We start from the raw sequence: 26,155 nt of genomic DNA, 5'->3' as shown, positions 1-26,155 counted from the left end.
TCACCTATCAGGGGTGGTGGGGGGTGGTGGAAGCCTGGTGCTGCGGGGGCGGGCCGGGTGAGTGGCGTGGGTCGGGGTTGACGGTCGCGGGGGTGTGGGCAGGGGCCCGAAAGGGGACGGCCGCACGTATCCTGAAGGCCCTCGGGGAGGCGCGGAACCGTCCTCTCCAAGGGCACCGAAGTCCGAGCCTGTGACCACGAAAGAGCGGCCAGCCATGCGCGTCTACGTCCCCCTGACCCTCCCCGGTCTCGCCGAGGCGCACAAGACGGGTGAGCTGGGGTCCGGGCCGCTCGCCGCGTACGCCGTCACGCCCGCGTTGCGCGAGTGGTACGTCTCCGACGACATCGAGGAGCTGGAGTACGCGGCGCTCAGCCGGGCCGCGCTCGCCTCGCTGCGGTTGCTCGCGGCGGATCCCGGTGCCCCGCGGCGCCGGGTCGTGGTCGCCGTCGACGTACCCGACCGCGCGGCCGCCGCGGACCCCGACCGGGGGCTCGATCCGGCGGCGCTGGGCGAGGTGCGGGTGACGGGTGCCGTGCCGCTGGCCAAGGCGGCCGCGGTGCACGTCGACGCCGGGGAGGCGGAGGCGGACGTGGCCGCCGCGGCGGCGGCGGTCACGGCGGCGGACGGCGGGGACGACGACGCGCAGTTCGTCGTCGACGGGGCCGAGGACCATGAGCTGTTGTGGTTCGCCAGGCAGGAGATCCCGACGCTGGTGGGGTCCGGCGACTGAGCTCGCCCGGCCGGCTGCTGATTGCCGGCCTGCCGGCCTGCCTGGCCTGGTGGGGCCGGGCGCCGCTTCGGTCGGTCACTTGATTGTCGGTGGTGGCGGGTACGTTTGCAGGTATGGGGAAGCAGGAAGCGGCGCACATCGTCTGGGACTGGAACGGGACGCTGTTCCACGACAACGACGCGATCATCGGGGCGACGAACGCGGCATTCGTCGAGCTGGGGCTGGAGCCGATCACGCTGGAGCGGTACCGGGCGCTGTACTGCGTTCCGGTGCCGAAGTTCTACGAGCGGCTGATGGGAAGGCTGCCCACCGATGCCGAGTGGGAGGTCATGGACGACGTCTTCCACCGGTACTACGCCGAGCACCGGGTGCGGTGCGGGCTCACCGAGGGCGCGGTGGAGCTGCTCGCGGGGTGGCGGGCGGCGGGGCACAGTCAGTCGCTGCTGAGTATGTATGTGCACGATGAACTCGTGCCGCTGGTCCGGGGGTTCGGGATCGAGCCGCACTTCGTACGGGTCGACGGGCGGACCGGGCCCTCCGGGGGCAGCAAGGCCGAGCACATGGTGCGGCACCTCGAGGCGCTGACCGGGGTGCAGGCGGCGCGCACGGTGGTGATCGGGGATGCCGCCGATGACGCGGTGGCCGCGTTGCATGTGGGCGCGCGGGCCGTCCTGTACACCGGCGGGTCGCACAGTCGGGCCAGCCTGGAGGGGGTGGGGGTGCCGGTGGTGGACACGTTGGGGGAGGCGGTGGAGGTCGCGGGGTGGTTGGCTGCGGCCGCGTAGGGGTTTGCGGGTGGCTGCCTCGAGCGTCGGAGCGGGTGCGGCGTCCTGGGGGCGCCGCACCTGTTGGGGTCGGAGTGGCGGGCGGCCGGCGGTCGGCTGTCGGCGGCCTCGGTGGGGTGGGTCAGGTCACGTCACTGGTGCCTTGGTGCGTAGCACCTTCAGGAACTCGCGCATCCAGGCCGAGTGGTCCGGCCAGGCGCGGGCGGAGACGAGGGTGCCGTCGACCACTGCCTCGGCGTCCTGGAAGGTGGCGCCTGCCGACTGCATGTCGAGCTCCAGCGCCGGGTACGCCGTGACGCGTCGGCCGTGGAGGGCGTCGGCGGCCGCGGTGAGCAGGGGGCCGTGGCAGATCTGGGCGACCGGTTTGTCGGCGTCGAAGAACGACTTGAGGATCTTGCGGAGTTCGGGGTCGTTGCGGAGGTACTCGGGGGCCCGGCCGCCGGGGATGACGACGGCGGCGTACTGGCCGGGGTCGACCTCGGAGAAGGCGAGGTCGGCGGGCCAGGTGTAGCCGGGCTTCTCGGTGTAGGTGTCGAAGCCGGGTTCGAAGTCGTGGACGACGAACTGGAGCTTTTTGCGGGTGGGGGCGGCGATGTGGACCTCGTAGCCTTCCTCGCGGAGGCGCTGGTAGGGGTAGAGGACTTCCAGGGATTCCGCTGCGTCGCCGGTGACGATCAGGATTTTCGCGGTCATGGTGGGCGGCTCCTCTCGGGCGGGCGTTGCCATGGGCAACGTGTCTCTTGGGGGTCGGCTTGCCAAGAGGGGGCGCTTTCAGCGTCCCGCGGGGTGGGGTCGGCGTCGACTTTTCTCGCCCCCGCCGCCCCTACCCGTCCCATCCCAGGGGCTCCGCCCCTTCCACCCCACCAGGGGCCGCCCCCGCACCCCGGCGGGGACTGCGTCCCCTGCACCCCGGCGGGGACTGCGTCCCCTGCACCCCGGCGGGGACTGCGTCCCCTGTACCCCGGCGGGGACTGCGTCCCCTGTACCCCGGCGGGGACTGCGTCCCCTGTACCCCGGCGGGGACTGCGTCCCCTGTACCCCGGCGGGGACTGCGTCCCCTGTACCCCGGCGGGGACTGCGTCCCCTGTACCCCGGCGGGGACTGCGTCCCCTGTACCCCGGCGGGGCTCCGCCCCGTGCACCGCTCCAGGGGCTCCGTCCCTGCACCCCACCAGGGCCTCCGCCCTGCGGGACTGCACCCCAGCGGGCTCCGCCCCCGCACCCCTCCAGGGCCTCCGCCCTGCGGGACTGCACCCCAGCGGGCTCCGCCCCCGCACCCCTCCAGGGCCTCCGCCCCCGCACCCCGGCCCGGGGACCGGGTCCCGTGCACGCCCCCGGGGGCTGCGCCTCAGGTGCGCCCGGTAGGGGTCGCCTCCCCCGTCCCTCGTCGTCCTCGCACACCGTGCCCACCGGCACAACCCTCCGGTCCCGCCCTTCCCGTCCTCGCCCCTGGGTCCCTTCCCACGTCACCACCCGTTTTGCCTCTGTGCAGAACGGCAAAGTTCTGGGCTGGGTTTTGTACACATACGGCTCATGACGGGAGGCCCGGGAGGGGCGATAGCCTTGGTGGCGTGATCAGCGCGATAGCTCGCGGGGGCATTGGTGCCCCTGCCCTGCGCCCGGCGTGTGCGGACCATCTCCGCAGCCGGGCGGCGGACGCTGGTCGGCGCGGGCGGGACGGGGCCGAAAGGGCCCCCAGGACGCCGTACACACCCCGGATGCACCCGGCGCGGAGAGCAGCGTCACACCCGGGAGTGGTGTCGAGAATGGCCGATAACCCCCCGCTCATCTCACCTTGCGGCATAGCGTCGGAGCAGACCGGAGAACCCGGGCCGTGGCGTCGAGCCGCAGGGGAAGAGACCGTACTTCCTTCTACGTCACGCAACGGCGCGCGACAGGAGCCAGAGGACAATGCAGACCAAGCTGGACGAAGCCAAGGCCGAGCTGCTCGAGAGGGCGGCGCGGGTCGCTGAGAACAGCCCGGTCGGGGGGCATCTACCGACTGGGACGACGGGCGAGGGCGGCGGTACTCCGGGGACCCCGGACCACGACTCCCTCCTCGCGTTCCTCAAGCGCTACTACCTGCACACCGCCCCGGAGGACCTGAGCGGCCGTGACCCGGTCGATGTCTTCGGAGCCGCGCTCTCGCACTACCGGCTTGCCGAGAACCGGCCGCAGGGGACGGCCAATGTAAGGGTTCATACCCCGACCGTCGAGGAGAACGGGTGGACGTGCAGCCATTCGGTCGTCGAGGTCGTGACCGACGACATGCCGTTCCTCGTCGACTCCGTCACCAATGAGCTGACCCGGCAGGGGCGGGGGATCCACCTCGTCATCCACCCGCAGGTCGTCGTGCGGCGCGATGTGGCAGGCAAGCTCATCGAGGTGCTCAGCGCCCCGCCCGCCGCGGGGGACCTCCCGCACGACGGGCATGTCGAGTCGTGGATCCACGTCGAGATCGACCGTGAGACCGACCGGGCCGACCTGAAGCAGATCACGGCCGACCTGGTGCGCGTCCTGTCCGATGTCCGGGAGGCCGTCGAGGACTGGGAGAAGATGCGGGACACCGCGCTGCGGGTCGCCGATGACCTCCGGGAGGAGCCCGTCCCCGGTGATCTGGCGCGGCCCGACGTCGACGAGGCCCGTGAGCTGCTGCGCTGGCTGGCCGCCGACCACTTCACGTTCCTCGGCTTCCGGGAGTACCAGCTGCGCGGGGACGACTCCCTCGCCGCCGTTCCCGGGACCGGGCTCGGCATTCTGCGCTCCGACCCGCATCACGCCGACGCCGACAGCCACCCCGTCAGCCCCTCCTTCGAGCGGCTGCCCGCCGATGCCCGTGCCAAGGCGCGTGAGCACAAGCTGCTGGTGCTGACCAAGGCGAACAGCCGGGCCACCGTGCACCGGCCCTCCTACCTCGACTACGTCGGTGTGAAGAAGTTCGACAAGGACGGGAACGTCGTCGGGGAGCGGCGGTTCCTCGGGCTGTTCTCCTCCGCCGCCTACACGGAGTCCGTGGTGCGCGTGCCGGTCGTGCGGCGCAAGGTCGAGGCCGTGCTGAAGGGCGCCGGGTTCTCGCCCAACAGCCACGACGGGCGCGACCTGCTCCAGATCATGGAGACCTACCCGCGCGACGAGCTCTTCCAGACGCCGGTGGACGAACTGCGGTCCATCGTCACGTCCGTGCTCTATCTCCAGGAGCGGCGCCGGCTGCGGCTGTACCTGCGCCAGGACGAGTACGGGCGCTACTACTCGGCGATCGTCTACCTGCCCCGCGACCGCTACACCACGGGCGTGCGGCTGCGGATCATCGACATCCTCAAGGAGGAGCTGGGCGGCACGAACGTCGACTTCACCGCCTGGAACACCGAGTCGATCCTGTCCCGGCTGCACTTCGTCGTGCGTGTCCCGCAGGGCACCGAGCTGCCGGAGCTGTCCGACGTCGACAAGGAGCGCATCGAGGCGCGGCTCGTCGAGGCGGCGCGTTCCTGGGCCGACGCGTTCCAGGAGGCGCTCAACGCCGAACTCGGCGAGGAGCGGGCCGCGGAGCTGCTGCGGCGCTACAGCAACGCCTTCGCCGAGGGCTACAAGGCCGACCACAGCCCGCGTTCCGCCGTCGCCGACCTCTGCCATCTGGAGCGGCTCACCGAGGAGCGGAACTTCTCGCTCAGCCTGTACGAGCCGGTGGGCGCCGCGCCCGACGAGCGCCGCTTCAAGATCTACCGCAAGGGTGACGCGATCTCCCTGTCGGCCGTGCTGCCGGTCCTGAACCGGCTCGGTGTCGAGGTGATCGACGAGCGGCCGTACGAACTGCGCTGCGCGGACCGCAGCAACGCCTGGATCTACGACTTCGGTCTGCGTATCCCCAAGTCGCTGGCGGGTCCCGGTGGGGACTTCCTCGGTGACGACGGGCGTGAGCGGTTCCAGGAGGCGTTCTCGGCGACCTGGACCGGCAAGGCGGAGAACGACGGGTTCAACGCGCTGGTGCTGGGCGCCGGGCTGCACTGGCGGCAGGCGATGGTGCTGCGCGCGTACGCCAAGTACCTGCGTCAGGCCGGGTCCACGTTCAGCCAGGACTACATGGAGGACACCCTCCGGACCAACGTCCACACCACCCGGCTGCTCGTGTCGTTGTTCGAGGCGCGGATGTCGCCCGACCGGCAGCGTGCCGGGCACGAGATCGTCGACGCGCTGCTCGAGGAGTTGGACGCCGCCCTCGACGAGGTGGCCTCGCTCGACGAGGACCGGATCCTGCGGTCCTTCCTCACCGTCATCAAGGCGACCCTGCGGACGAACTTCTTCCAGGAGCGCGCGGGCGGCGAGCCGCACGACTACGTGTCCATGAAGTTCGACCCGCAGGCCATCCCGGACCTTCCGGCGCCCCGGCCCGCGTTCGAGATCTGGGTGTACTCGCCGCAGGTGGAGGGCGTGCACCTGCGGTTCGGGAAGGTCGCGCGCGGTGGTCTGCGCTGGTCCGACCGGCGTGAGGACTTCCGTACCGAGGTGCTCGGCCTGGTCAAGGCGCAGATGGTGAAGAACACCGTCATCGTGCCGGTCGGCGCCAAGGGCGGCTTCGTCGCCAAGCAGCTGCCCGACCCGGGCGTGGACCGTGACGCGTGGCTGGCCGAGGGCATCGCCAGCTACAAGACGTTCATCTCGGCGCTGCTCGACATCACCGACAACCTGGTCGGCGGGGAGGTCGTGCCGCCGGCCGACGTCGTGCGGCACGACGAGGACGACACCTACCTGGTGGTCGCCGCCGACAAGGGCACGGCGACGTTCTCCGACATCGCCAACCAGGTCGCGGAGTCGTACAACTTCTGGCTCGGCGACGCCTTCGCCTCCGGCGGCTCGGCCGGCTACGACCACAAGGGCATGGGCATCACCGCCCGAGGTGCCTGGGAGTCCGTGAAGCGGCACTTCCGGGAGCTGGGCGTGAACACCCAGGCGGAGGACTTCACGGTCGTCGGCGTCGGTGACATGTCCGGTGACGTGTTCGGCAACGGCATGCTGCTCAGCGAGCACATCCGGCTGGTCGCCGCCTTCGACCACCGGCACATCTTCATCGACCCGAAGCCGGACGCGGCGACCTCCTACGCCGAGCGCCGCCGGCTGTTCGAGCTGCCCCGCTCCAGCTGGGCCGACTACAACGGCGATCTGATCTCCGCCGGCGGCGGTGTCTTCCCGCGCACGGCGAAGGCGATCCCGGTCAACGCTCACATCCGTGAGGCGCTGGGCATCGAGACGGGCGTCACCAAGCTGACCCCGGCCGACCTGATGAAGGCGATCCTGCGGGCGCAGGTGGACCTGCTGTGGAACGGCGGCATCGGCACGTACGTGAAGTCCGGTGCGGAGTCGAACGCCGACGTCGGTGACAAGGCCAACGACCCGATCCGGGTGGACGGCGCCGACCTGCGCGTCAAGGTCGTCGGCGAGGGCGGCAACCTGGGGCTGACCCAGCTCGGCCGGATCGAGTTCGCGCTGCACGGCGGCAAGATCAACACGGATGCCATCGACAACAGCGCGGGCGTGGACACCTCCGACCACGAGGTGAACATCAAGATCCTGCTCAACGGCCTGGTCGGCGACGGGGACATGACCGTCAAGCAGCGCAACAAGGTGCTCGCGGAGATGACCGACGAGGTCGGCGCTCTCGTCCTGCGCAACAACTACGCGCAGAACACGGCGATCGCCAACGCCCTCGCCCAGTCCAAGGACATGCTCCACGCCCAGCAGCGCTTCATGCGCCACCTGGTCAGGGAGAAGCACCTGGACCGGGCCCTGGAGTTCCTGCCCACCGACCGGCAGATCCGTGAGCGTCTCGGCGCCGGCCAGGGTCTGACCAGCCCGGAGACGGCCGTCCTGATGGCCTACACGAAGATCACGGTGTCGGACGAGCTGCTGCACACCTCGCTGCCCGACGACCTGTACCTGCGCGGTCTGCTGCACGCGTACTTCCCGACGGCGTTGCGCGAGCGGTTCCCCGAGGGCATCGACAGCCACCCGCTGCGCCGCGAGATCACCACGACCGTCCTGGTCAACGACACGGTCAACACGGGCGGTACGACGTATCTGCACCGGCTGCGGGAGGAGACCGGCGCCTCGCTGGAGGAGATCGTGCGGGCCCAGACCGCGGCCCGGGCGATCTTCAGCTCGGCGCCGGTGTGGGACGCGGTGGAGGATCTCGACAACCAGGTCGAGGCCGACGTCCAGACCCGTATCCGGCTGCACTCGCGGCGGCTCGTCGAGCGCGGTACGCGCTGGCTGCTGAACAACCGGCCGCAGCCGCTCCAGCTCGCCGAGACCGTCGACTTCTTCGCCGAGCGCGTCGAGCAGGTGTGGTCGCAGCTGACGAAGCTGCTGCGGGGCGCGGACCTGGAGTGGTGGCAGCGGATCCACGACGAGCTGGCCGACGCCGGCGTCCCGGACGAGCTGGCCACCCGGGTGGCCGGGTTCTCCTCGGCCTTCCCGGCGCTGGACATCGTCTCGGTGGCCGACCGCATGGGGCGGGACCCGCTGGACGTCGCCGAGGTCTACTACGACCTCGCCGACCGGCTGCGTATCGCGCAGCTCATGGACCGCATCATCGAGCTGCCGCGGGCCGACCGCTGGCAGTCCATGGCCCGCGCCTCCATCCGTGAGGACCTGTACGCGGCCCACGCGGCGCTGACGGCGGACGTGCTGGCCGTCGGCAACGGCACCTCGACGCCCGAGCAGCGTTTCAAGGCCTGGGACGAGAAGAACGCGGCGATCCTGGGCCGGGCGCGCACCACGCTGGAGGAGATCCAGAGCTCGGAGACGTTCGACCTGGCCAACCTGTCGGTGGCCATGCGCACGATGCGTACGCTGCTGCGGACGCACTCGTAGGCGGTAGGCGGTAGGCGGTAGGCAGTTGGCCGTAGGACGACGGAAGGGCGCCCCCCGATCGACCGGGGGGCGCCCTTTTGCCGTGCCCTCGGGCGCGGCTGCTTCGCTCAGCGCTTCTTCTTTGCCTTGCCGTCCCCGGTGAAGGCCTCGTACTCCTTCAGGACCTCCTCGGCGGGGCCGTCCATGCGCAGTTCGCCGCGCTCCAGCCACAGGGCGCGTTCGCAGGTCTCGAGGATCGAGCTGTTGCTGTGGCTGACCAGGAAGACCGTGCCCGCGTGTTCGCGCATCTGACGGATGCGCTCGGCGGAGCGGTTGCGGAACTTGGCGTCGCCGGTGGCCAGGGCCTCGTCGATGAGCAGGACGTCGTGATCCTTGGCGGCGGCGATGGAGAAGCGCAGCCTGGAGCCCATGCCGGAGGAGTATGTGCGCATGGGGAGGGAGATGAAGTCGCCCTTCTCGTTGATGCCGGAGAAGTCGACGATCTCCTGGTAGCGCTCCTTGATCTGCTCCCGGGTCATGCCCATCGCCAGGCCGCCGAGGTAGACGTTGCGCTCGCCGGTCAGGTCGCTCATCAGGGCCGCGTTGACGCCGAGGAGGGAGGGCTGGCCGTCGGTGTAGATCCTGCCGCGCTCCACCGGGAGCAGACCGGCGATCGCCTTGAGGAGGGTCGACTTGCCGGAACCGTTGGTTCCGATCAGGCCGATCGCCTCGCCCTTGTACGCGACGAAGGAGACGTTCTTCACCGCGTGCACGGTGCGCACGCCGGACACCTTGTCGGCCTGCTTGCGGCGCACGATGCGGTTGAGGGCGGCGGTCGCGCTGCCCCGGCCGCCGACCGTGCCGTTGACCCGGTAGACGATGTCGACGCTGTCGGCGATGACGGTGGGGGCCCGTTCGTCGGTGATGTCGACGGGCGCTGTGCGGGGTGCGTTGTCAGCCACGGCCGTACGTCTCCTCAGCCTTCCAGAAGTAGATGAAGCCGCCGACACCGGCGAGCAGGGCCCAGCCGGCCGCGACCAGCCACACGTGGGGCGGCAGCTGGCTCGCGTGGAAGCTGTCGATCAGCGCGAAGCGCATCAGGTCGATGTAGATGGCAGCGGGATTGGCCCGCAGCAGGTCGGCGACCCAGGTCGGCATGCCGGCGTGCTTGTCGAGCAGGTTGTCGATGCTCCACATCACACCGGAGATGTACATCCAGGTGCGCAGGATGAACGGCATCAGCTGTGCTATGTCCGGCGTGTTGGCACCCAGCCGGGCCATGACCATCGAGATGCCCGCGTTGAAGACGAACTGGAGCGTCAGGGCCGGGATCACGAGGAGCCAGGAGACGGCCGGCGGCACGCCGACGGCGAGCAGGATGACCGCCAGGGCGGCCATCGAGAACAGCAGCTGCTGCAACTGCTGAAGACAGAACGAGATCGGCAGCGCGGCCCGCGGGAAGTGCAGAGCCCGGACCAGGCCGATGTTGCCCGAGATGGCCCGGGTGCCCGCCATGATCGAGGTCTGGGTGAACGTCCACACGAACACGCCCGTGACCAGGAACGGGATGAAGTCCGCCACACCCTTCTTGGTGTCGAGGAGCACACCGAAGATGAAGTAGTAGACCGCCGCGTTCAGCAGGGGGGTCATCACCTGCCAGACCTGGCCCAGCTTTGCCTGGGCGTACGTCGCGGTGAGCTTGGCGGTGGCGAACGCGGTGATGAAGTGGCGGCGCGCCCAGAGCTGGCGGATGTACTCGGGCAGGGACGGGCGGGCGCCGCTGACCGTGAGGCCGTGACGGGCGGCCAGAGCCGCGAGGTCGCCGTGGGGGGCGGCCTGTGCCTGGGGCGGTGTGTGGAGGACCTGACTCACATCCGCTGCTTTCGCTCGGGGGGAAGGGGTGCGGGCGGCGGTGTTTCTGTGGCCGCTCGACGTTTCCTTACATTTTTCTTTACGTTTTCTTACGTCGGGACGGGACCGTATCGTCGCAACGTGAGAGTAGGCCGTTTCGCCGTCGGAACGCAACCGTTTCGTCGTAACGCCCTATGCTGGTTCGTATGACGACGAACGCCGATGGACCCCAGGTGCGCCCGCGCCGCCGGGCCCCCGCGGGCGCGGCCGTGCTCCGCGAGGATGTGACGGAGGCCATCCGGGCCGCCGTGTTCGAGGAGCTCGCGACCGTCGGCTACGCGCGGATGTCCATCGAGGGGATCGCCCGGCGCGCCGGGGTGGGCAAGACCGCGGTGTACCGGCGCTGGCGCTCCAAGCTGCACCTGGTCCTCGACATCGTCTCGGTGATCGCCGTGCAGGGTCTGCCGGCCCCGGAGACGGGCAGCCTGGAGGGCGATCTGCGCATGCTCTACGAGGTGAGCTCCCGGGCGCTGCGGCATCCGGTGGCCTCGCAGATCATCCCCGACCTCCAGGCCGAGGCGGCCCGCAACCCGGAGATCGCCGAGGCCTTGCAGACGGCGTTGAAGCAGGGGCAGGAGGAGGTCGCCCTGAAGATCGTGGCGGCGGCGGAGCAGCGCGGCGAGGTCCGCGCGGGGCTGAACGAGGAGCTGGCGCTCGATCTGATCTCGGGTCCGCTTTACTGGCGTTCGGTGGTGATCCGCAGCCCGAAGCTGCCCAAGGGTTACCTGGGCGCGCTGGCTCGTGCGACCACCGAGGCGATCAAGGCGCTGTAAGTGGCGCGGACGCCGTGACGGGAGTCGAGGTGGCATGAGAGTCGTGATGGCCGAGGACAACGCCCTGCTCAGGGAGGGCCTGGTCCTGCTGCTGACATCGGCCGGGCACGAGGTCGTGGCCGTCGTCGGCTCCGGCCCCGAGGTTCTGCCGGCGCTCCTCCGGCACCGGCCGGACGTGGCCGTGCTCGACGTGCGGATGCCGCCGGGCTTCCGCGACGAGGGGCTGCGGGCCGCGCTGGAGGCCCGCGAGAAGATTCCCGGCCTGCCGGTGCTGGTGCTCTCCCAGTACGTCGAGGAGTCCTACGCCGCCGAGCTGCTGGGCGGGGGCGCGAGCGGGGTCGGCTATCTGCTGAAGGACCGCGTGGGCCGGGTGGACGAGTTCCTCGACGCCCTGGAGAGGGTCGCCTCCGGCGGTACGGCTCTCGACCCCGAGGTCGTCACGGAGCTGATGTCCCGCCGCCGCGACTCACCACTGGACTCGCTCACCCCGCGTGAGCGCGAGGTGCTGAAGCTGATGGCGGAGGGTCGCGACAACACGACCATCGCCGACACCCTCGTCATCACCGAACGGTCTGTCAGCAAACACATCGGCAACGTGTTCCTGAAGCTGAGCCTCCCGCCCAGCGACAGCGGACACCGGCGGGTGCTGGCCGTACTGGCCTACCTGAACAACGCCTGACCCGGACCGACGGCGACCCTCGGGCCGTCACCGCTCGGCTCGCCCGGTCGACGGGCCTCACAGGCCCCACCGGCCCTCCCCGTTCCTACTTCCGAGCTGCCTCCGGGTGGAGCCTGACCCACCCCTCCCAGGCCGAGACGATCATGTCCTGAACGTCGTGCCCGGCCTTCCAGCCCAGTTCCGTGGCGGCGCGGCCGGCGGAGGCCACCACGCGTGCCGGGTCGCCGGGGCGGCGTGGGGTGACGGTGGGCGGCCGGTCGTACCCGGTGACGGCGTTGACGTGGTCGATCATCTCTCGTACCGAAACGCCCTCGCCGCGCCCGATGTTGAGGGTCAGCCGGCGGCCGGGGCCGGCCCGGAGTGCGTGGGCCGCGGCAACATGGGCCTCCGCCAGGTCGACCACGTGGATGTAGTCCCGGACGCAGGTGCCGTCGGGGGTCGGGTAGTCGTCGCCGAAGATGTGCGGGGACGCGTTCTCGGTCAGCTTCTCGAAGACCATGGGGACAAGGTTGTACACGCCGATGTCCGCGAGGTCCGCGCGTGCCGCCCCGGCCACGTTGAAGTAGCGCAGCGAGGCTGTGGACAGGCCCGTGGCCCGCCCCGTCGCCCGCACCAGCCACTCCCCGGCCAGCTTCGTCTCGCCGTACGGAGAGATCGGGACGCACGGAGTGTCCTCCGTGACCAGGTCCACGTCCGGCATGCCGTACACGGCGGCGGAGGAGGAGAACACGAAGGATGACACCCCGGCGGCGGTCACCGCCTCCAGGAGGACCCGGAGGCCCTCCACGTTCTCCCGGTAGTAATGCAGGGGCCGCTCCACCGACTCGCCGATCTGCTTCTTCGCCGCGAGGTGGATGACGCCGGTGACCGAGTGCTCGGCGAGGGTGTCCGCGACCCGCTGTCCGTCCAGCGTCGAACCCATCACCAGAGGTACCCCGTCCGGTACGCGCTCGGCGATCCCCGTGGACAGATTGTCGTAGGCCACGACGCGCTCGCCCGCTTCGGTCATCGCCCGTACGACGTGCGCCCCGATGTATCCGGCGCCGCCCGTGATCAACCAGGTCATCCGCGGCCTCCCCCTCGTGAGTCCCGTCCGTGACGGTGCGTGATGGCACATGTCTGGGTGCCCTGTCGTCTCAAAGTGAAGCAGGTGTTCGGCTCTCGCGCCGAGGCTGTGGACGGCTTCTTGCGGCGGGTACGACGCGGGGTGTGCCGGAGCGCCACAGGCGGGTGCAGGAGAGGGCGGCGGCCGTGGTCAGGAGGCCGTTGCGTACGAGCATGAGTGTGGTGCCGGTCCAGGTGCGGTCGATGACCTCCGGGTAGAGGAGAGGGAAGATCACCGAGCCGACCGCGGTCGCCGCCAGGACCAGCGCGGCGACCGGGCGCTGGGTGGTGTGCCGCGAGGTCAGGCAGACGGCGGCCCGGCTCAGCAGCCAGACCATGTACTGCGGGCTGATCACCCGGCTGGTGACGGTGAACAGCGGCACGGCGCTCAGCGCGGCGTCGTACGGTGTCGCCTCCGTCCAGCGGCGGGCCCGGATCCGCCACAGCAGCAGGAGGCCGAAGGCGGCCGCGGTGAGGGCCAGGGAGATGTGGGCGACGGTCGAGACATAGGGCCGGCGCGCCCAGCGCCGCGAACGCCCCGCACACGCGTGTGGACCGCGACAGCGTCAGCAGGGAGACCACGGCGAGGGCCGTGACCTGCACGTCGTAGCGGGCGAGCGGAAGGCGCAGCAGCAGGGGAAGCCCGCCCACCCACAGCGCGGCGCCGTAGAGACTGCGACCGGGGCGTAGGCCCGCGCGGGCCAGGGGCACCGTGGTCACCGCGTCCGCCGCGACCGTCAGGGCGACGAGCGCCTGGAGGTAGGTCCACCACGGCAGCGCCCCGGGCGCCAGCAGCACCGGCCCGGCGCCCGGCGGGTACTGCCACAGCGTGTCCTGCGCGGGGAAGGCACCGGCCGACAGGGTGCCGTACCAGTGGTGGTAGCCGCGCCACACAGCCCGCGCGACACGGCTGCCGAGCACGGGCAGGGCGTCGTGGGCGGGCAGCCACAGCATCCCGGCGCGGGTGGCGAGCCAGGTGAGGGCGAGAGCGGGAAGAGCAGGGAGGACAGGGAGGGTAGGGAGGGTAGGCAGGGCAGGCAGGGCAGGCAGGGCGAGGAGACGGCGACGTTTCATCACACGCGGTTCGTAAGCCGGGCTAAACGTCAGGAAGCGCCCATCGGTGCCGATGTGGCCGTCCATGACGCGAACGGGCCGTCACGCCGCGGCACGTCCGTGCCCGAGCCGGGCCTCGGCGTCCGCCAGGACCTGGTGCCGCGCCGTGAGGGCGGCCCGTCAGCCGCGCTCCGGTTCCTCCTCCAGGGCCGCCGCGTCGAGGGCCGAGGTGAGCTGGTCGAGGTGTTCGCGCAGGTCGCGGATCTCGTCCAGGTCGAACCCGGTCGCCGAAACGATCCGGCGCGGCACCCGCAGCGCCCGCTCGCGCAGGGCCGTGCCCTCCTCGGTGAGCCGGATCTCCACCGAGCGCTCGTCGCGGGAGCTGCGCTCCCTGCGCACCAGGCCGGCCGACTCCAGCCGCTTGAGCAGCGGGGAGAGCGTGCCGGAGTCGAGGCGGAGGTGTTCGCCGAGCTTCTTGACGGGCAGCTCGCCGTGCTCCCACAGGACCAGCAGCACCAGGTACTGCGGGTACGTCAGCCCGAGTTCCTTGAGGATCACGCGGTAGACGCCGTTGAAGGCGCGCGAGGCGGCGTGCAGGGAGAAGCAGATCTGGCTGTCCAGGCGGAGCCAGTTCTCCTCGGCGTTCTCCTGCGCTGCGGGTGTGGGCGTCGGGGTCATGTCTCCAGAGTAGCTCCAGCGAGCCATTTAGTTGTGCACAACTGAATTGTGTGCTCTACTTATCTCCGTGAGGCGGTCCGGACGCGAACAGCGCGAGGGCCGGCCACCCCCCGACATGACTTCCGAGAGGGATGGTTCATCCATGGACGCGCTCTACACCGCAGTCGCCACCGCCACCCACGGCCGCGACGGTCGCGCCGTCTCCTCCGACGGCAAGATCGACCTCCAGCTGGCCCCGCCGGTGGAGCTGGGCGGCAACGGTCAGGGCACCAACCCCGAGCAGCTCTTCGCCGCCGGTTACGCGGCCTGCTTCGGCAGCGCCCTCGGTCTCGTCGGACGCCAGGCGAAGGTCGACGTCACCGACGCCGCCGTGACCGCCGAGGTCGGCATAGGCAAGCAGGGCGAGGGCTTCGGCCTCAAGGTGACGCTGCGCGTCGAGCTGCCCGACGGCCTGGACGAGGCGACCGGCCGCAAGCTGGTCGAGACCGCCCACCAGGTCTGCCCCTACTCCAACGCCACCCGCGGCAACATCGAGGTCGACCTCGTCATCGAGTAGTCGCCGACCCGCTTCCGGGCGGGTGCGGCGGTTCAGCGGGTCCCGACCCGCGCCAGCACCTCCCCCGTCCGCCGGCTCCACGCCACCACCACGGCCTCCTCGGGCAGCGGGTGCCAGCGCGTGAGGAGCAGCCAGCGGATGCGGTAGCGGTGGGCGATCCCCACCCGCTCGGCGCGGGTCGACCCGCGGGAGAGGTAGGTGCGGACGTCGGCGAGCCGCCGTAGCCGCTCGCGTTCGTCCAGGGCCGCGTCCGGCCAGGCCGGCGCGGCCAGGTTCGGCCCGTACCCGGCGATCGCGTGGACCGCGTAGTACCCGTCGGTGACCACCACCTCGCCGGGCCCGATGTGCCGTGCGGCCCAGTCGTACGCGGGCCAGCGCGGCGGCGGCGCGAAGCCGACCGGGTCCAGTGCCCGCGGCACGACCGCCCCCGCCTGCACCGTGAGGAAACCGAGACAGGCCGCGCCCGCCGCGACCGCGCCCAGCACCCGCCGCCCCACCCGCCAGGGCCGGGGCGCCGCCAGTTCCACGGCCAGCGCGAACTGGAGCGGCACCAGGGTGAGCCCGAGGATCCGCCCACAGGTGTAGTGGCCGCTGACGAAGCCGTACGCCACCACCAGGCACTCCAGGGCGAACATCAGCACCAGCGGGTCGCGCGCCGAGCGGCGCCCCCGCGCCCACAGCGCCGGCACCCCCAGCAGCGCCAGCCAGAAATGGCCCACGAGCCCGTCGTACAGCCGCCGGTGCATCGCGTCCACGCTGTCGTTCCCGGCCAGCTCGAACACGTCGAAGTACGGCCAGAGAGCGGCCACCAGCAGCGCCACCGCCCCCACCACCGCCCATCGGGCGGCCACCGCGGCCCGCCACCCGCGCTGCCACCCCACGACGAAGGCCGCGCCCCCGGTCACCGCCGCGATCGACGTGATCGGATGCACCAGCAGGATCACCCCGTACAGCACGCCCAGTGCCACGTACCCGGTGTAGCCGCGCAGCCCGCTCGGACCCACGTAGCGCACCCGCCGCGCGTCACGCGCGCGCGTGCCCGCCAGGGCCCACGCCCAGAAGGTGAGCCCGACGGCGAAGGTGGACGGGTAGCCGAGGTTGCCGGTCATCGACATCAGGCCCAGGTAGCCGCTCCACCAGGCCCGCTCGGTGCCCCACAGCAGCGTCATCGCCGCCAGCCCGAGCACCGGCGCCCACGGTCTCGGCGTCAGCACGCGCGTGAAGCGGCCGATACCGGTCAGCAGCACCAGCAGGTTCACCGGGCCGGCGACCCGCAGCGCCGCCCAGCCCGTCAGCCCGGTCACCCGGGCGAACGCGCCCTCCGCCACCGCGTACGGCGAGTAGTAGGGGCTGCCCGCACCCGGCAGATCGCCCATCGGGTGCCGCGGGCTCAGAAGACGGTCCTTCAGACGTTCGACGACCGCCGCGTGCTGGCCGGCGTCGCAGCACTGCGGCACCCGCCAGTACGCCAGCGACATCACCAGCCAGAACAGGAAGCCGAGGGCCTGGTACGGGGTCGGCCGCCACCCCCGCCCCCCGCGCAGCGCCGTCACACCGAGCGTGGGCCGCCGGGTCAGGACACCGGTGCTCAACGGACCGCACCGGACCGGGCGGCGCCGCACCCGGCCGCACCGGATCGGGCCGCACCGGATCGGGCCGCGCCGGGGAAGGAGTCGAACAGGGAACCGGGCAGGGAACGGAAGGGCGCACCGTACCGGGGTCCGGGCTGGGCAAAGAGGGGCATTGGCCGTATCTTCCCGCCCGGTCAACGGCCTTGCCGAAAGTCACCTCAAGGAGTGAGCCCGATCGGAGCCTTCCTGGGCCGGCAGGGCCACCCGCCCCCGCAGCACGGGCTCCAGCAGCAGCGGCACCCCCAGCACCGGCAGCAGCCACGCCAGCACGATCAACCGGTCGCCCCAGATGCCGATGTCCGGGTGTCCGGCCTGGGTGAGGACCCCGGTGCAGGCGGCGCCGAGCACGAAGACGCCGAACGCCCGCCGCCGCCCCCGCGTCACACCCCACGCCCCGGCCGCCAGCGCGGCCACGAACAGCGGCTCCCACAGCTGCCGGCGCAACCACTCCACCCAGAAGTTCCCCTGGAGACGCAGGAACTCCGGCCACACCTGCGTGCGGTCCGGCCGGTCGAAGTGGTGGGTCAGCAGATCCTGGAGGCTCTCCGACTCGGACGGATAGTGCAGCAGCCTCGCCAGTACCAGCGTCCCCAGCACCCCGAAACCACCCGCCACGGCCACCACGACCACCCCGAGCCCCGGCGGCCGACCGCTCCGCCGGCGCCGTACGGCGATCAGCGCGCCCGCGCCCGCCAGACACAGCCCGAGGAACAGCGCCTGCGAGTGCTTGACGGTGAACAGGGCGGCCAGCGAACCGCCGACCAGCCACGCCCCCGCCCGCACCTCCCCGTCCAGTGCCAGCGCGCACCCCCACACCGCCGCCAGCGTCAGCGCCAACATCAGGCCCTCGGTCATCGGGCGCATGGCGGTCGTACCGCACGGCAGCACGTAGTACAGGGCCTGCCCGGTCAGACAGACGAAGGTCGGCGCGCGCCGGGTGCGCAGGATCAGGAACACCAGCACCCCGCCCGTCGCCGTCACCGCGACACCCGCCAGCCACACGCCCCAGGTCACGCCGAACAGGGTGATGAACGGAAGCAGGAACACCGGGTAGCCGGGGCGCGCCTCGAAGATCCGCATGAAGCGCTCCGGCATGAACGGCACGGTGTGCCCGCCGGTCTGCCCCGCCCGCAGCCGCGCGTCGACGGTGCGCCACTCCCGCTTGCGGCACTCGGCCGCGACCCGGCGGCCGGGGTCGGGATCGTCGAAGCGGAGCACGTCCACGCTCTGCCGGCGGGCCGCGGTCGAGGCCTCACCCGCGCAGGCGTAGGCGATGGTCACGTCCGCCGCCTCGCGCTTGCCCTCACCGCGCAGACTCAGTGCGTACGACAGGTAGTTCTTGCTGTCCGGGGTGTCCCGGCCGGTCACGTTCGCGAGCTGGAGCAGCGCGAACACGGCGACCAGGACCAGCACCCAGGTGCGCGGCCGTGGGGGAGTCCTCACGTCGACGCGAGCAGATCGCGGGCCCCGGCCGGGCCGGGCACCTTCGGCAGGGCGGCCCCCTCGATGAATTCCTCGCCCAGCAGCAGCCGCCGGACGACCCGCTCGGCGGCCCGCCCGTCGTCGTAGGCGCAGAACCGCTCCCGGAACCCCGCCCGCAGCCGCGCCGACTCCTCGTCGCGCCAGCTGCCGGAGGCCAGCAGCCAGGCCAGTTCCCGATAGGTGCGCGAGACATGGCCGGGCGCGTCGGCGGTGACGTCGAAGTAGGCACCCCGGCTCGCCGTGTACACGGCCCAGTCGTCGGCGTGGACGACGATCGGCCGGTCCAGGTTGGCGTAGTCGAACATCAGGGCCGAGTAGTCGGTGACCAGGACGTCGGAGGCGAGCATGACGTCCTCGACGCGCGGCTCGTCCGTCGCGTCCACCAGCACTCCGCGCCGGTGCAGGTCGGCCAGGCCCATCCCGCGCGCCGGGCCGGTCGCCAGCGACGGGTGCAGCCGTACGACGAGGGTGTGCCCTTCGCCCAGGTCGGCGGCGAGCCGGGCCAGGTCGAGCCGGTCGACGTGCCCGCCGCGCACGTACTCGCGGCGGGTCGGCGCGTACAGCACGACCGTGTGACCGGCCGGGATCCCGAGCCGCGCGCGGACCGCGAGACCCGCCTCCGGACCGGCGTTCACCAGCACGTCGTTGCGCGGGCTCCCGGTCCGCACCGAGGTGAAGTGGCACGGGTACGCCCGCTCCCACACCAGTTCGGAGTGCTGGTTGGCGACCAGGCTGAAGTCCCAGCGGTCGGCGCGGCGCAGCATCTGCGGCACGTCCAGGCCGTGCCGGGCACCGGGCCGCTGGAGCAGGTCGGCCGCCATGTACTTCAGCGGGGTGCCCTGGTGGGTGTGGACATGGACGCTGCCGGGTCGTTTGGCCAGGGTGCCGGGCCAGTTGACGTTGTTGACGAAGAAGCCGGCCCGCGCGCCGACCCGGCGGTAGGCGGGGGAGTCGAGCAGTACGTGCTCCACGCCCGCCGGGAGCCGCTCGGCCGTCTCCTCGTCGCGCACCACCCACACCCCGCGCAGCTGCGGTGCGATCTCCCGCGCCTTCTCGTAGACGGCTCCCGGATCGCCGAGCACGCCCCGGTGCGAGAACGCCGAGTACAGGACGAGGTGCGGGTCCAGGGGGCGGTGCCCGCGCACGGCGTTCGGAGCCCGGCGCAGCCGCCCGCCCGCCGCCCGGCTCGCCTGCCCGCCGCGCCGGGCGAACTCCCGGGCCGCCTGCCCGGCCCTCCGTTTGATCCGGTAGGCCGCGTAACCGCCCTCCAGGGACCGGAGTTCGGCGGGCACCGGCTCACCGGCGGGCTTGTGGCGGGCGAACAGCTCGGCCGTACGGCGGAAGAACTCGCCCTTGTCCGACGGCGGCAGCCGGTCCGGCTTGGCGAGGATGTCGAGACAGTGCTCGCCCATCTTGCGGTGCAGGTACGGCCGCCAACCCGCCAGTCCCGGGCGGGAGTCGACGAAGGCGAAGACCCGCTCGTACTGGTCGTGGATGTCGAAGTGCTTGCGGCTGGTGGTGGACAGGATGTTGCCCTGCCGCCGCTGGCGGTAGTTGAGGCAGATCCGGTCCAGCGTGGCGATCCGGTCCGCGCTGAGCATGACCGGGAACGTCCAGGGCGTGTCCTCGTAGTAGCCGGGCGGGAAGGAGAACTCGTTCTCCTCGACGAACTCCCGCCGGTAGACCTTGTTCCACACGACCATCAACAGGTCGAGGATCTCCGGGCGTTCGGCGGTCGTGAAGGTGCCGTCGCCGCCCTCCGCGAGGACGTGGGCGAGGGAGTTCCTGCGGGTGCCGCCCCACCAGTAGGTGCGCGCGTAGTCGAAGACCAGCACGTCCGGGTCGCCGGCCTCGTCGAGCCGGTCGGCCATCGCGCCCAGCGCGCCCGGGGTGAGGGTGTCGTCGCTGTCGAGGAAGAACAGGTAGTCGCCGCCCGCGAGCGGCATACCGGCGTTGCGGGCGCGGCCGAGGCCGGCGTTCTCCGGCAGGTGCAGGACCCGGACGCGGTCGTCGCGGGCCGCGTACTCGTCGAGGATCGCGCCGCAGCCGTCGGGCGAGCGGTCGTCGACGGCGATCACCTCGATGTCCCGGTACGACTGCTCCAGGACCGAGTCGAGACACTCGCGCAGGAAGCCCTGCACCTTGAAACAGGGGACGATGATGCTGAAGCGGGGCACTGCGGAGGTCAGCTCCTTACGAGGGTGGAGGCGGCGGGGGCCGGGACGCGCTCGGCGAGCGGCCGCACGGGCTCGATCGCCTCCGGGGGCTCGCCGAGCAGCACCCGGCGCACCACGCGCTCGGCGGCCCGGCCGTCGTCGAACTGGCAGAAACGGGACCGGAACGCGGCCCGGCGGGCGGCGGACCCGGAGTCCGCGTACGAGCCGTCGCGGAACACCCGGGTCAGCTCCTCGGGCGTGCGGGCGACCGGTCCCGGCGGGGCCGCCAGCAGGTCGAAGTAGACGCCCCGGGTCTCCCGGTAGACGTCCCAGTCGTCGGCGTACACGACGATCGGGCGGTCCAGGTTGGCGTAGTCGAACATGATCGACGAGTAGTCGGTGACCAGTGCGTCGGCGGCCAGACAGACCTCCTCGGAGGAGCGGTGACCGGTGACGTCGATGATCCGGCCGGTGCCGCGCCGGCCGCCCCCGTCGTAGAAGTAGTGCGCCCGCAGCAGCACGACGACGTCCTCGCCGGCCGCCTCGCAGAAGGCCTCCAGGTTTAGGCCCGGCTCGAAACCGGTGTGGTAGTCGCGGTGGGTGGGCGCGTACAGGACGGCCGTGCTGCCCTCCGGCACCCCCAGCTCCCGCCGGACCCGGGCCACGTCGGCCGCGGTCGCCGTGTAGAAGACGTCGTTGCGCGGATAGCCGTACTCCAGCTGCTCGTACGAGCCCGGGAAGGCGCGCTCCCACATCTGGGTGGAGTGGGTGTTGGAGGAGAGGTTGTAGTCCCAGCGGTCCACGCGGCCCAGCAGCTTGGTGAAGGAGCCGGTCGCGGCGGCGACGACCGGGTACGTCGACTGGTCGACGCCCATCTTCTTGAGCGGGGTGCCGTGCTGGGTCTGCACATGCACACTGCCCTCGCGCTTGACCACGCCCTCCGCGAAGTTGGCGTTGTTGACCAGGTACTTGGCGCGGGCCAGGACCTGCCAGGAGCGGCGGCTGCCGATGACGGCGTGGTCGACGCCCTCGGGCATCGCGTGCGCCTGGTCGGCCTCGACGAGGAACACCGAGCGGATGTGCGGGGCGAGTTCGGCGGCCTTGGCATGGATCGCGGCCGGGCTGCACGCATAGCCGCGCCCCCAGTAGGCGCAGTACACCGCCAGGTTCGGGTCGATACGGCGGCGCAGTTGGCGTCGGTAGAGCAGGCGGGTGCGCAGGCCCTGGGGGCGCGGGAGGCGCTCGACGGCACCCGCGGCCTTCTGGTTGGCGCCGCGCAGCGCGCGGAACGCCGTGTACGCCCCGGCCGCCAGCAGCCGGTGCTGCACCCCGAGGCTGCCGCCCGGCCCGCGGAAACCGGCCGGGCGGTGGCGCCGGTACAGCCGGCCCGCGCGGCGGAAGAAGGCCCGGCGGCTGCGCCCGGTCAGCCGGGCCGGATGCGCGGCCGTCTTCAGGACGGCCGCGAAGAGCTGCTCGAAGAGCGGACCGGACCGGTCTCCGGACAGCCCGAGTCCGGCCGCCCGGGTCAGCACCGCTTCGATCCGGTCCAGGAGCTCCGGATGGTGTACGCCCGGCAGGTTCAGCCGGTGGCCCTGACGCCGCAGCAGATGCCGTACGACGACCGAGCGCAGCACCGCGATCCGCTCGGCGTGCACGGTGACCAGGCCGCCGAAGCCGACGTCCGTGAAGTGCCCGTCGGGGAAGGCGAGCCGGTGCTCGGTGATGAAGGAGCGCCGGTAGGCCGTGCCCCACGCGGGCAGCTGAACGCCGGTGATGTGCGGGGCCTCGGCGGGGGAGAAGGCGCCCTTCGGTGTCCTCGCCAGCAGCGGGGTGGCCGGGTTGGTCGGCTCGCCGTCCCACCAGGGCGTGCGCTCGTGCTCGGTGTACAGGACGTCGACGTCGCCGGTCTCGGCCAGCCGGGCGTCCAGCGTGGCCAGGGCGCCCGGGGCGAGGACGTCGTCACCGTCGAGGAACAGCAGATACGCACCGGTCGCCGCCCGCATCCCGGTGTTGCGCGCCCCGCTCAGCCCGGCGGACGGTGGCGAGTGCACCGGGGCCACCCGGGAGTCCCGCCGCGCGTACCCGGCGGCGAGGACGGCGGCCGGGGTGCCGGGCGCGTCGCTGACCGGGATCAGCTCGAAGTCGCCGAAGGACTGGGCCAGGACGGAGTCCAGCGCCAGGGACAACCGGCCCGCGACCCCATGGGACGGGACGATGATGCTGAAGCGGGGCATGCTGCTCTTTCTCTGTCGGTGCGGCGGACGGGCTGCGGCAGTCGGTCTGTGGCGGTCGGTCTGTGGCGGTGTTCTTCAGGCGCTACGGCCGGGCCGCCCGGCCGGCCGCCAGGTGGACGGCCGTGTCGGGGTGGGCCGCGACGAGCCGAAGGGCATGGCGACTCCCGAAGGGACGAACGGGGTTCAGCGCCGGTCGGTGACGGGGAGGACGGGGCCGGCGGGCGGGGGCACATGGGCGAGCGCCGGGCGCCCCGCGGGCATCGTCGCCGAGGCGGCGGCCGACGGCACCGGACGGCGCTCGGAGAGCGGCACGACCGGGGGCAGCAGCGTCTCGCCCAGCACGACCCGGCGTACGACGCGCTCGGCGGCGCGGCCGTCGTCGTACGGGCAGAAGCGCTCGCGGAAAGCGGTCCGCAGCTGGGCGGAGCGGGAACCCCGCCAGTGACCGGTCGCGAAGATGTCGATCAGTTCGTCCTCGCTGCGCGCGACCGCGCCCGGCGGGCAGGCGCGCAGGTCGAAGTAGGTGCCGCGGGCCGCCTCGTAGGCCTCCCAGTCGTCGGCGTGGATCACGATCGGGCGGTCCAGGCCGGCGTAGTCGAACATGAGGGACGAGTAGTCGGTGACCAGGGCGTCCGAGGCCAGGCAGAGGGACTCCACGCTCGGGTGGTCGGTGACGTCGATGACGCCGGGCACCGGCCGGCCGGCCGGTGCCTCCTGCCAGTAGTGGGCGCGGGCCAGGATCACGAAGCGGGGCCCCAGGCGGCGCAGGACCCGCTCCAGGTCGAGGTGGGAGCGCTGGACGCGGCGGTAGTCGCGGTGTGTGGGGGCGTAGAGGAGGGCGACCGTGTCGCGGGGGATGCCGAGGGACTCGCGCAGCCGGGCCACGTCCGCCGAGGTCGCCCGCTGGAAGACGTCGTTGCGGGGGTAGCCGTACTCGAGGGTCTCGTAGCGCCCGGGATAGACGCGCTCCCAGGTCAGGGTGGTGTGGCGGTTGGCCGACAGGACGTAGTCCCACTTGTCGACGCCCCTCAGCAGCTCGGCGAAGTCCATGTCGCGGGCGGCCGCCGGGCGCTCCTGGAGGTCGAGGCCCATGTGCTTGAGGGGCGTGCCGTGCTGGGTCTGCACGAAGACCTGACCGGGGCGCTTGACCAGCCGGCGGTCGAAGTTGACGTTGTTCACCAGGTACTTGGAGCGGGCCAGCGCCGTCCAGTAGGCGGCCGTCCCGGGGCGCACCTGGCGGGGGCCAGGCGGCACGGCCGACTGGTGCTCGGGGCGGGCGATCCACGCCGTGCGCACCTGCGGCGCGAAGGTACGGAACGCGGCCTCCAGCGCGCCCGGGTTGCAGCTGTGCCCGCGACCCCAGTACGCGGCGAACACGGCCCGGTCGGCGCGCAGCGGCAGCTGCAACTGGACGCGGTAGTGGGCCTGGAGGACGGCCGCCCGCAGCGCGCGGGCGAGTTTCGAGACGGCCTTGTGCGTGCGCCGGCGCACGGTCATGGACGCCTGGAGCACCCGGTAGGTGCGATGCACACCGAAGTGGACCAGCGTGTGGCGCAGCCGGGAGCGCAGCGGGACCGGGACGCCCGGGGTGCGGTAACGGCGGTAGTGGGCGCGGGCCCGGCGCAGGAACTCGGCCCGCGAACCGCGCGGGAGCCGGTCGCGCTTGGTGAAGACCGTCGAGAGGTGGTCGACCATGCGGCGGAACAACACCGGTCGCCAGCACGCGAGTTCGGGCCGCTGCTCGACGAACGCGAAGACCCGGTCGTACTGCTCGAAGACATCGAAGTGGCCCCGGCTGGTGGTGGACAGGATGTTGCCCCGGCGGCGCTGCCGGTAGTGCACACAGACCCGGTCGAGCGTCGCGAGCGACTCCGCGGCCATCAGTGCCGGGTACGTCCACGGGGTGTCCTCGTAGTAGCCGGGCGGGAACGTCAGGCCCACGCCCTCGACGAACTCCCGCCGGTAGGCCTTGTTCCAGGCCACCATCAGCACCCTGAGCAGCCCCGGACGGTCCGCGAGCCGGAAGGGCGCGGTGCCCTCCTCGGTGAGCTGCGCCGCGAACTGGTTGCGGACGGTCTCGCCCGACCAGTACGTGCTCGCGTAGTCGTAGACCAGGACGTCCGGCTCGCCCGTCTCCTTCACCCGGTCGGCGATCGCGCGCAGCGCCTCCGGGGTGAGCGTGTCGTCGGAGTCCAGGAACAGCAGGTAGTCACCGGTCGCCCGCTCCAGACCCGCGTTGCGGGCCTGCCCCAGGCCGACGTTCTCCGGCAGGTGCACGGCGCGCACGCGCGTGTCGCGGGCCGCGAACTCGTCGATGATCTCGCCGCAGGCGTCCGGCGAACGGTCGTCGACGACGATCAGTTCGAGATCGGCGAACGACTGGGACAGCACCGATTCGAGGCACTCGTGCAGGTACGCCTGAACCTTGTACGCGGGGACGATGACACTGAACCTGGGCAAGGGACATCCATGGGTCGGCGCGGGCGGAAGACAGGGCCTTGCCCGGAAACGGCCGATGGGGTGAATTGGTTACGGTTCATACGGCATACGGGGGATTGTGGGTGAACGGAAAGGGACGGGCCGATGACCCGGCCCGCCCCTGATCTTTTTGGCCACTTGACCGGCCACTTGACCGGCCACTTGACCGGCCACTTGACCGGCTACTTGACCGCGCCCGCCATCACGCCGGACACGAACTGCCGCTGGAACGCGAAGAACACGGCCAGCGGGATCACCATCGAGATGAACGCGCCGGGCGCGAGCACGTCGATGTTGTTGCCGAACTGCCGTACCTGTGTCTGGAGCGCGACCGTGATCGGCTGACTGTCGGCGTTGGTGAACACCAGCGCGACCAGCATGTCGTTCCACACCCACAGGAACTGGAAGATGCCCAGGGACGCGATAGCGGGGGCACCCAACGGCATCACGACGCGGGCGAACAGCCGCAGTTCACCGGCTCCGTCGAGACGGGCCGCCTCCAGCAGTTCGCGGGGGATCTCCGCGAAGAAGTTCCGCAGCAGGAACACCGAGAAGGGCAGTCCGAACCCGACGTGGAACAGGATCACCCCCAGGATGTTCCCGAACAGGCCGATCCTGCCGAACAGTTCGGCGATCGGGATGAGCGCCACCTGTACGGGCACGACGAGCAGCCCCACGACGCCCAGGAACCACCAGTCCCGGCCCGGGAACTCCATCCACGCGAACGCGTAGCCCGCGAGCGCGCCGATGACGACGACCAGGACCGTCGCCGGCACCGTGATCAGCACGGTGTTGATGAGGGAGTTGGTGATGTCGCCGTTCTCCAGCAGCTTCTGGTAGCTGTCGAAGGTGAGTTGGGAGGGCTCGCTGAACACCTTCCACCAGCCGGTGGCGCTCATGTCCTCGGGGGCGCGGAGGGAGGAGATGAGCAGTCCGATGGTCGGCACCAGCCAGAACAGGCCGACGACGATCAGGAAGGCGCGCACCAGCCCGCCGTTGAGCTTCTCCATGACCCACTCGAGCCGCTTCTTCGTCCCCGTCGTCCCCGTCGTCCCCGTCGTCG

Annotated in this window: 17 protein-coding genes and 1 pseudogene; 6 read left to right on the top strand and 12 right to left on the bottom strand. The window is 71.6% G+C overall.

Going from position 1 to position 26,155, the window contains the following annotated elements:
• Positions 1-214 precede the first annotated feature (214 nt).
• Together G9272_RS18565 and G9272_RS18560 are read left to right on the top strand one after the other, a co-directional pair.
• Positions 215-730, top strand: a complete 516-nt coding sequence (locus G9272_RS18565; RefSeq protein ID WP_171397623.1) for a DUF6912 family protein — start codon at positions 215-217, stop codon at positions 728-730.
• A gap of 113 nt (positions 731-843) precedes the next feature.
• Complete coding sequence (locus G9272_RS18560; RefSeq protein WP_171397622.1) at positions 844-1,515, top strand: HAD family hydrolase; 672 nt, start codon at positions 844-846, stop codon at positions 1,513-1,515.
• A gap of 126 nt (positions 1,516-1,641) precedes the next feature.
• Here G9272_RS18560 and G9272_RS18555 read toward each other — a convergent pair whose 3' ends face one another.
• On the bottom strand, positions 1,642-2,208 hold the full coding sequence (locus tag G9272_RS18555) for a DJ-1/PfpI family protein (protein WP_171397621.1): 567 nt from the start codon (positions 2,206-2,208) through the stop codon (positions 1,642-1,644).
• Positions 2,209-3,425: 1,217 nt separating this feature from the next.
• On the opposite strand from G9272_RS18555, the gene G9272_RS18550 reads away from it, so the two are divergent.
• Positions 3,426-8,378, top strand: coding sequence for an NAD-glutamate dehydrogenase (locus G9272_RS18550; RefSeq protein WP_171397620.1), 4,953 nt, complete (start codon positions 3,426-3,428; stop codon positions 8,376-8,378).
• Between the two features lie 107 nt (positions 8,379-8,485).
• On the opposite strand, the gene G9272_RS18545 is transcribed toward G9272_RS18550, so the two are convergent.
• Both G9272_RS18545 and G9272_RS18540 read right to left on the bottom strand, forming a co-directional pair.
• On the bottom strand, positions 8,486-9,319 hold the full coding sequence (locus G9272_RS18545) for an ABC transporter ATP-binding protein (protein ID WP_171397619.1): 834 nt from the start codon (positions 9,317-9,319) through the stop codon (positions 8,486-8,488).
• Positions 9,312-10,229 (bottom strand): ABC transporter permease, encoded by a 918-nt coding sequence (locus G9272_RS18540; RefSeq protein WP_171397618.1) that lies wholly within the window; start codon positions 10,227-10,229, stop codon positions 9,312-9,314. Before G9272_RS18540 ends, G9272_RS18545 begins: the two co-directional genes overlap by 8 nt.
• A 173-nt stretch (positions 10,230-10,402) precedes the next feature.
• Between G9272_RS18540 and G9272_RS18535 the strand changes: the two genes are divergently transcribed.
• The gene (locus G9272_RS18535) at positions 10,403-11,041 is read left to right on the top strand and encodes a TetR/AcrR family transcriptional regulator (protein ID WP_171397617.1); all 639 of its coding nucleotides are present in this window, start codon (positions 10,403-10,405) and stop codon (positions 11,039-11,041) included.
• Positions 11,042-11,075: 34 nt separating this feature from the next.
• Positions 11,076-11,720, top strand: a complete 645-nt coding sequence (locus tag G9272_RS18530; RefSeq protein WP_171397616.1) for a LuxR C-terminal-related transcriptional regulator — start codon at positions 11,076-11,078, stop codon at positions 11,718-11,720.
• A gap of 85 nt (positions 11,721-11,805) precedes the next feature.
• Here the strand turns inward: G9272_RS18530 and galE are convergent, their stop codons facing one another.
• From galE to G9272_RS18515, 3 genes and pseudogenes are all read right to left on the bottom strand, one after another.
• Positions 11,806-12,786, bottom strand: coding sequence for a UDP-glucose 4-epimerase GalE (gene galE, locus G9272_RS18525; RefSeq protein ID WP_171397615.1), 981 nt, complete (start codon positions 12,784-12,786; stop codon positions 11,806-11,808).
• A 70-nt stretch (positions 12,787-12,856) separates the two neighbouring features.
• Positions 12,857-13,778: pseudogene (locus tag G9272_RS18520) on the bottom strand (hypothetical protein).
• A gap of 279 nt (positions 13,779-14,057) precedes the next feature.
• Complete coding sequence (locus G9272_RS18515; RefSeq protein ID WP_171397614.1) at positions 14,058-14,555, bottom strand: MarR family winged helix-turn-helix transcriptional regulator; 498 nt, start codon at positions 14,553-14,555, stop codon at positions 14,058-14,060.
• A 142-nt stretch (positions 14,556-14,697) separates the two neighbouring features.
• On the opposite strand from G9272_RS18515, the gene G9272_RS18510 reads away from it, so the two are divergent.
• Positions 14,698-15,111, top strand: a complete 414-nt coding sequence (locus G9272_RS18510; RefSeq protein ID WP_171397613.1) for an organic hydroperoxide resistance protein — start codon at positions 14,698-14,700, stop codon at positions 15,109-15,111.
• 32 nt (positions 15,112-15,143) lie between these two features.
• Here the strand turns inward: G9272_RS18510 and G9272_RS18505 are convergent, their stop codons facing one another.
• The 6 genes from G9272_RS18505 to G9272_RS18480 form a co-directional block, all read right to left on the bottom strand.
• The gene (locus tag G9272_RS18505; RefSeq protein WP_171397612.1) at positions 15,144-16,703 is read right to left on the bottom strand and encodes a hypothetical protein; all 1,560 of its coding nucleotides are present in this window, start codon (positions 16,701-16,703) and stop codon (positions 15,144-15,146) included.
• Positions 16,704-16,895: 192 nt separating this feature from the next.
• Positions 16,896-18,155 (bottom strand): hypothetical protein, encoded by a 1,260-nt coding sequence (locus tag G9272_RS18500; RefSeq protein ID WP_171402053.1) that lies wholly within the window; start codon positions 18,153-18,155, stop codon positions 16,896-16,898.
• 26 nt (positions 18,156-18,181) lie between these two features.
• The gene (locus G9272_RS18495; protein ID WP_171397611.1) at positions 18,182-20,401 is read right to left on the bottom strand and encodes a bifunctional glycosyltransferase/CDP-glycerol:glycerophosphate glycerophosphotransferase; all 2,220 of its coding nucleotides are present in this window, start codon (positions 20,399-20,401) and stop codon (positions 18,182-18,184) included.
• Positions 20,402-20,409: 8 nt separating this feature from the next.
• On the bottom strand, positions 20,410-22,614 hold the full coding sequence (locus tag G9272_RS18490; RefSeq protein ID WP_171397610.1) for a bifunctional glycosyltransferase/CDP-glycerol:glycerophosphate glycerophosphotransferase: 2,205 nt from the start codon (positions 22,612-22,614) through the stop codon (positions 20,410-20,412).
• 183 nt (positions 22,615-22,797) lie between these two features.
• Positions 22,798-25,074, bottom strand: a complete 2,277-nt coding sequence (locus G9272_RS18485; protein WP_171397609.1) for a bifunctional glycosyltransferase/CDP-glycerol:glycerophosphate glycerophosphotransferase — start codon at positions 25,072-25,074, stop codon at positions 22,798-22,800.
• Between the two features lie 200 nt (positions 25,075-25,274).
• Entirely contained in the window at positions 25,275-26,102 is an 828-nt protein-coding gene (locus G9272_RS18480) for a carbohydrate ABC transporter permease (protein ID WP_253268214.1), read from the bottom strand.
• Positions 26,103-26,155: the final 53 nt, after the last annotated feature.

Source organism: Streptomyces asoensis (assembly GCF_013085465.1).
GTDB classification, from domain to species: Bacteria; Actinomycetota; Actinomycetes; order Streptomycetales; family Streptomycetaceae; genus Streptomyces; species Streptomyces cacaoi_A.
Note: the sequence above shows the minus strand (reverse complement) of the source record. Positions and strands in the feature narration are given on the sequence as shown.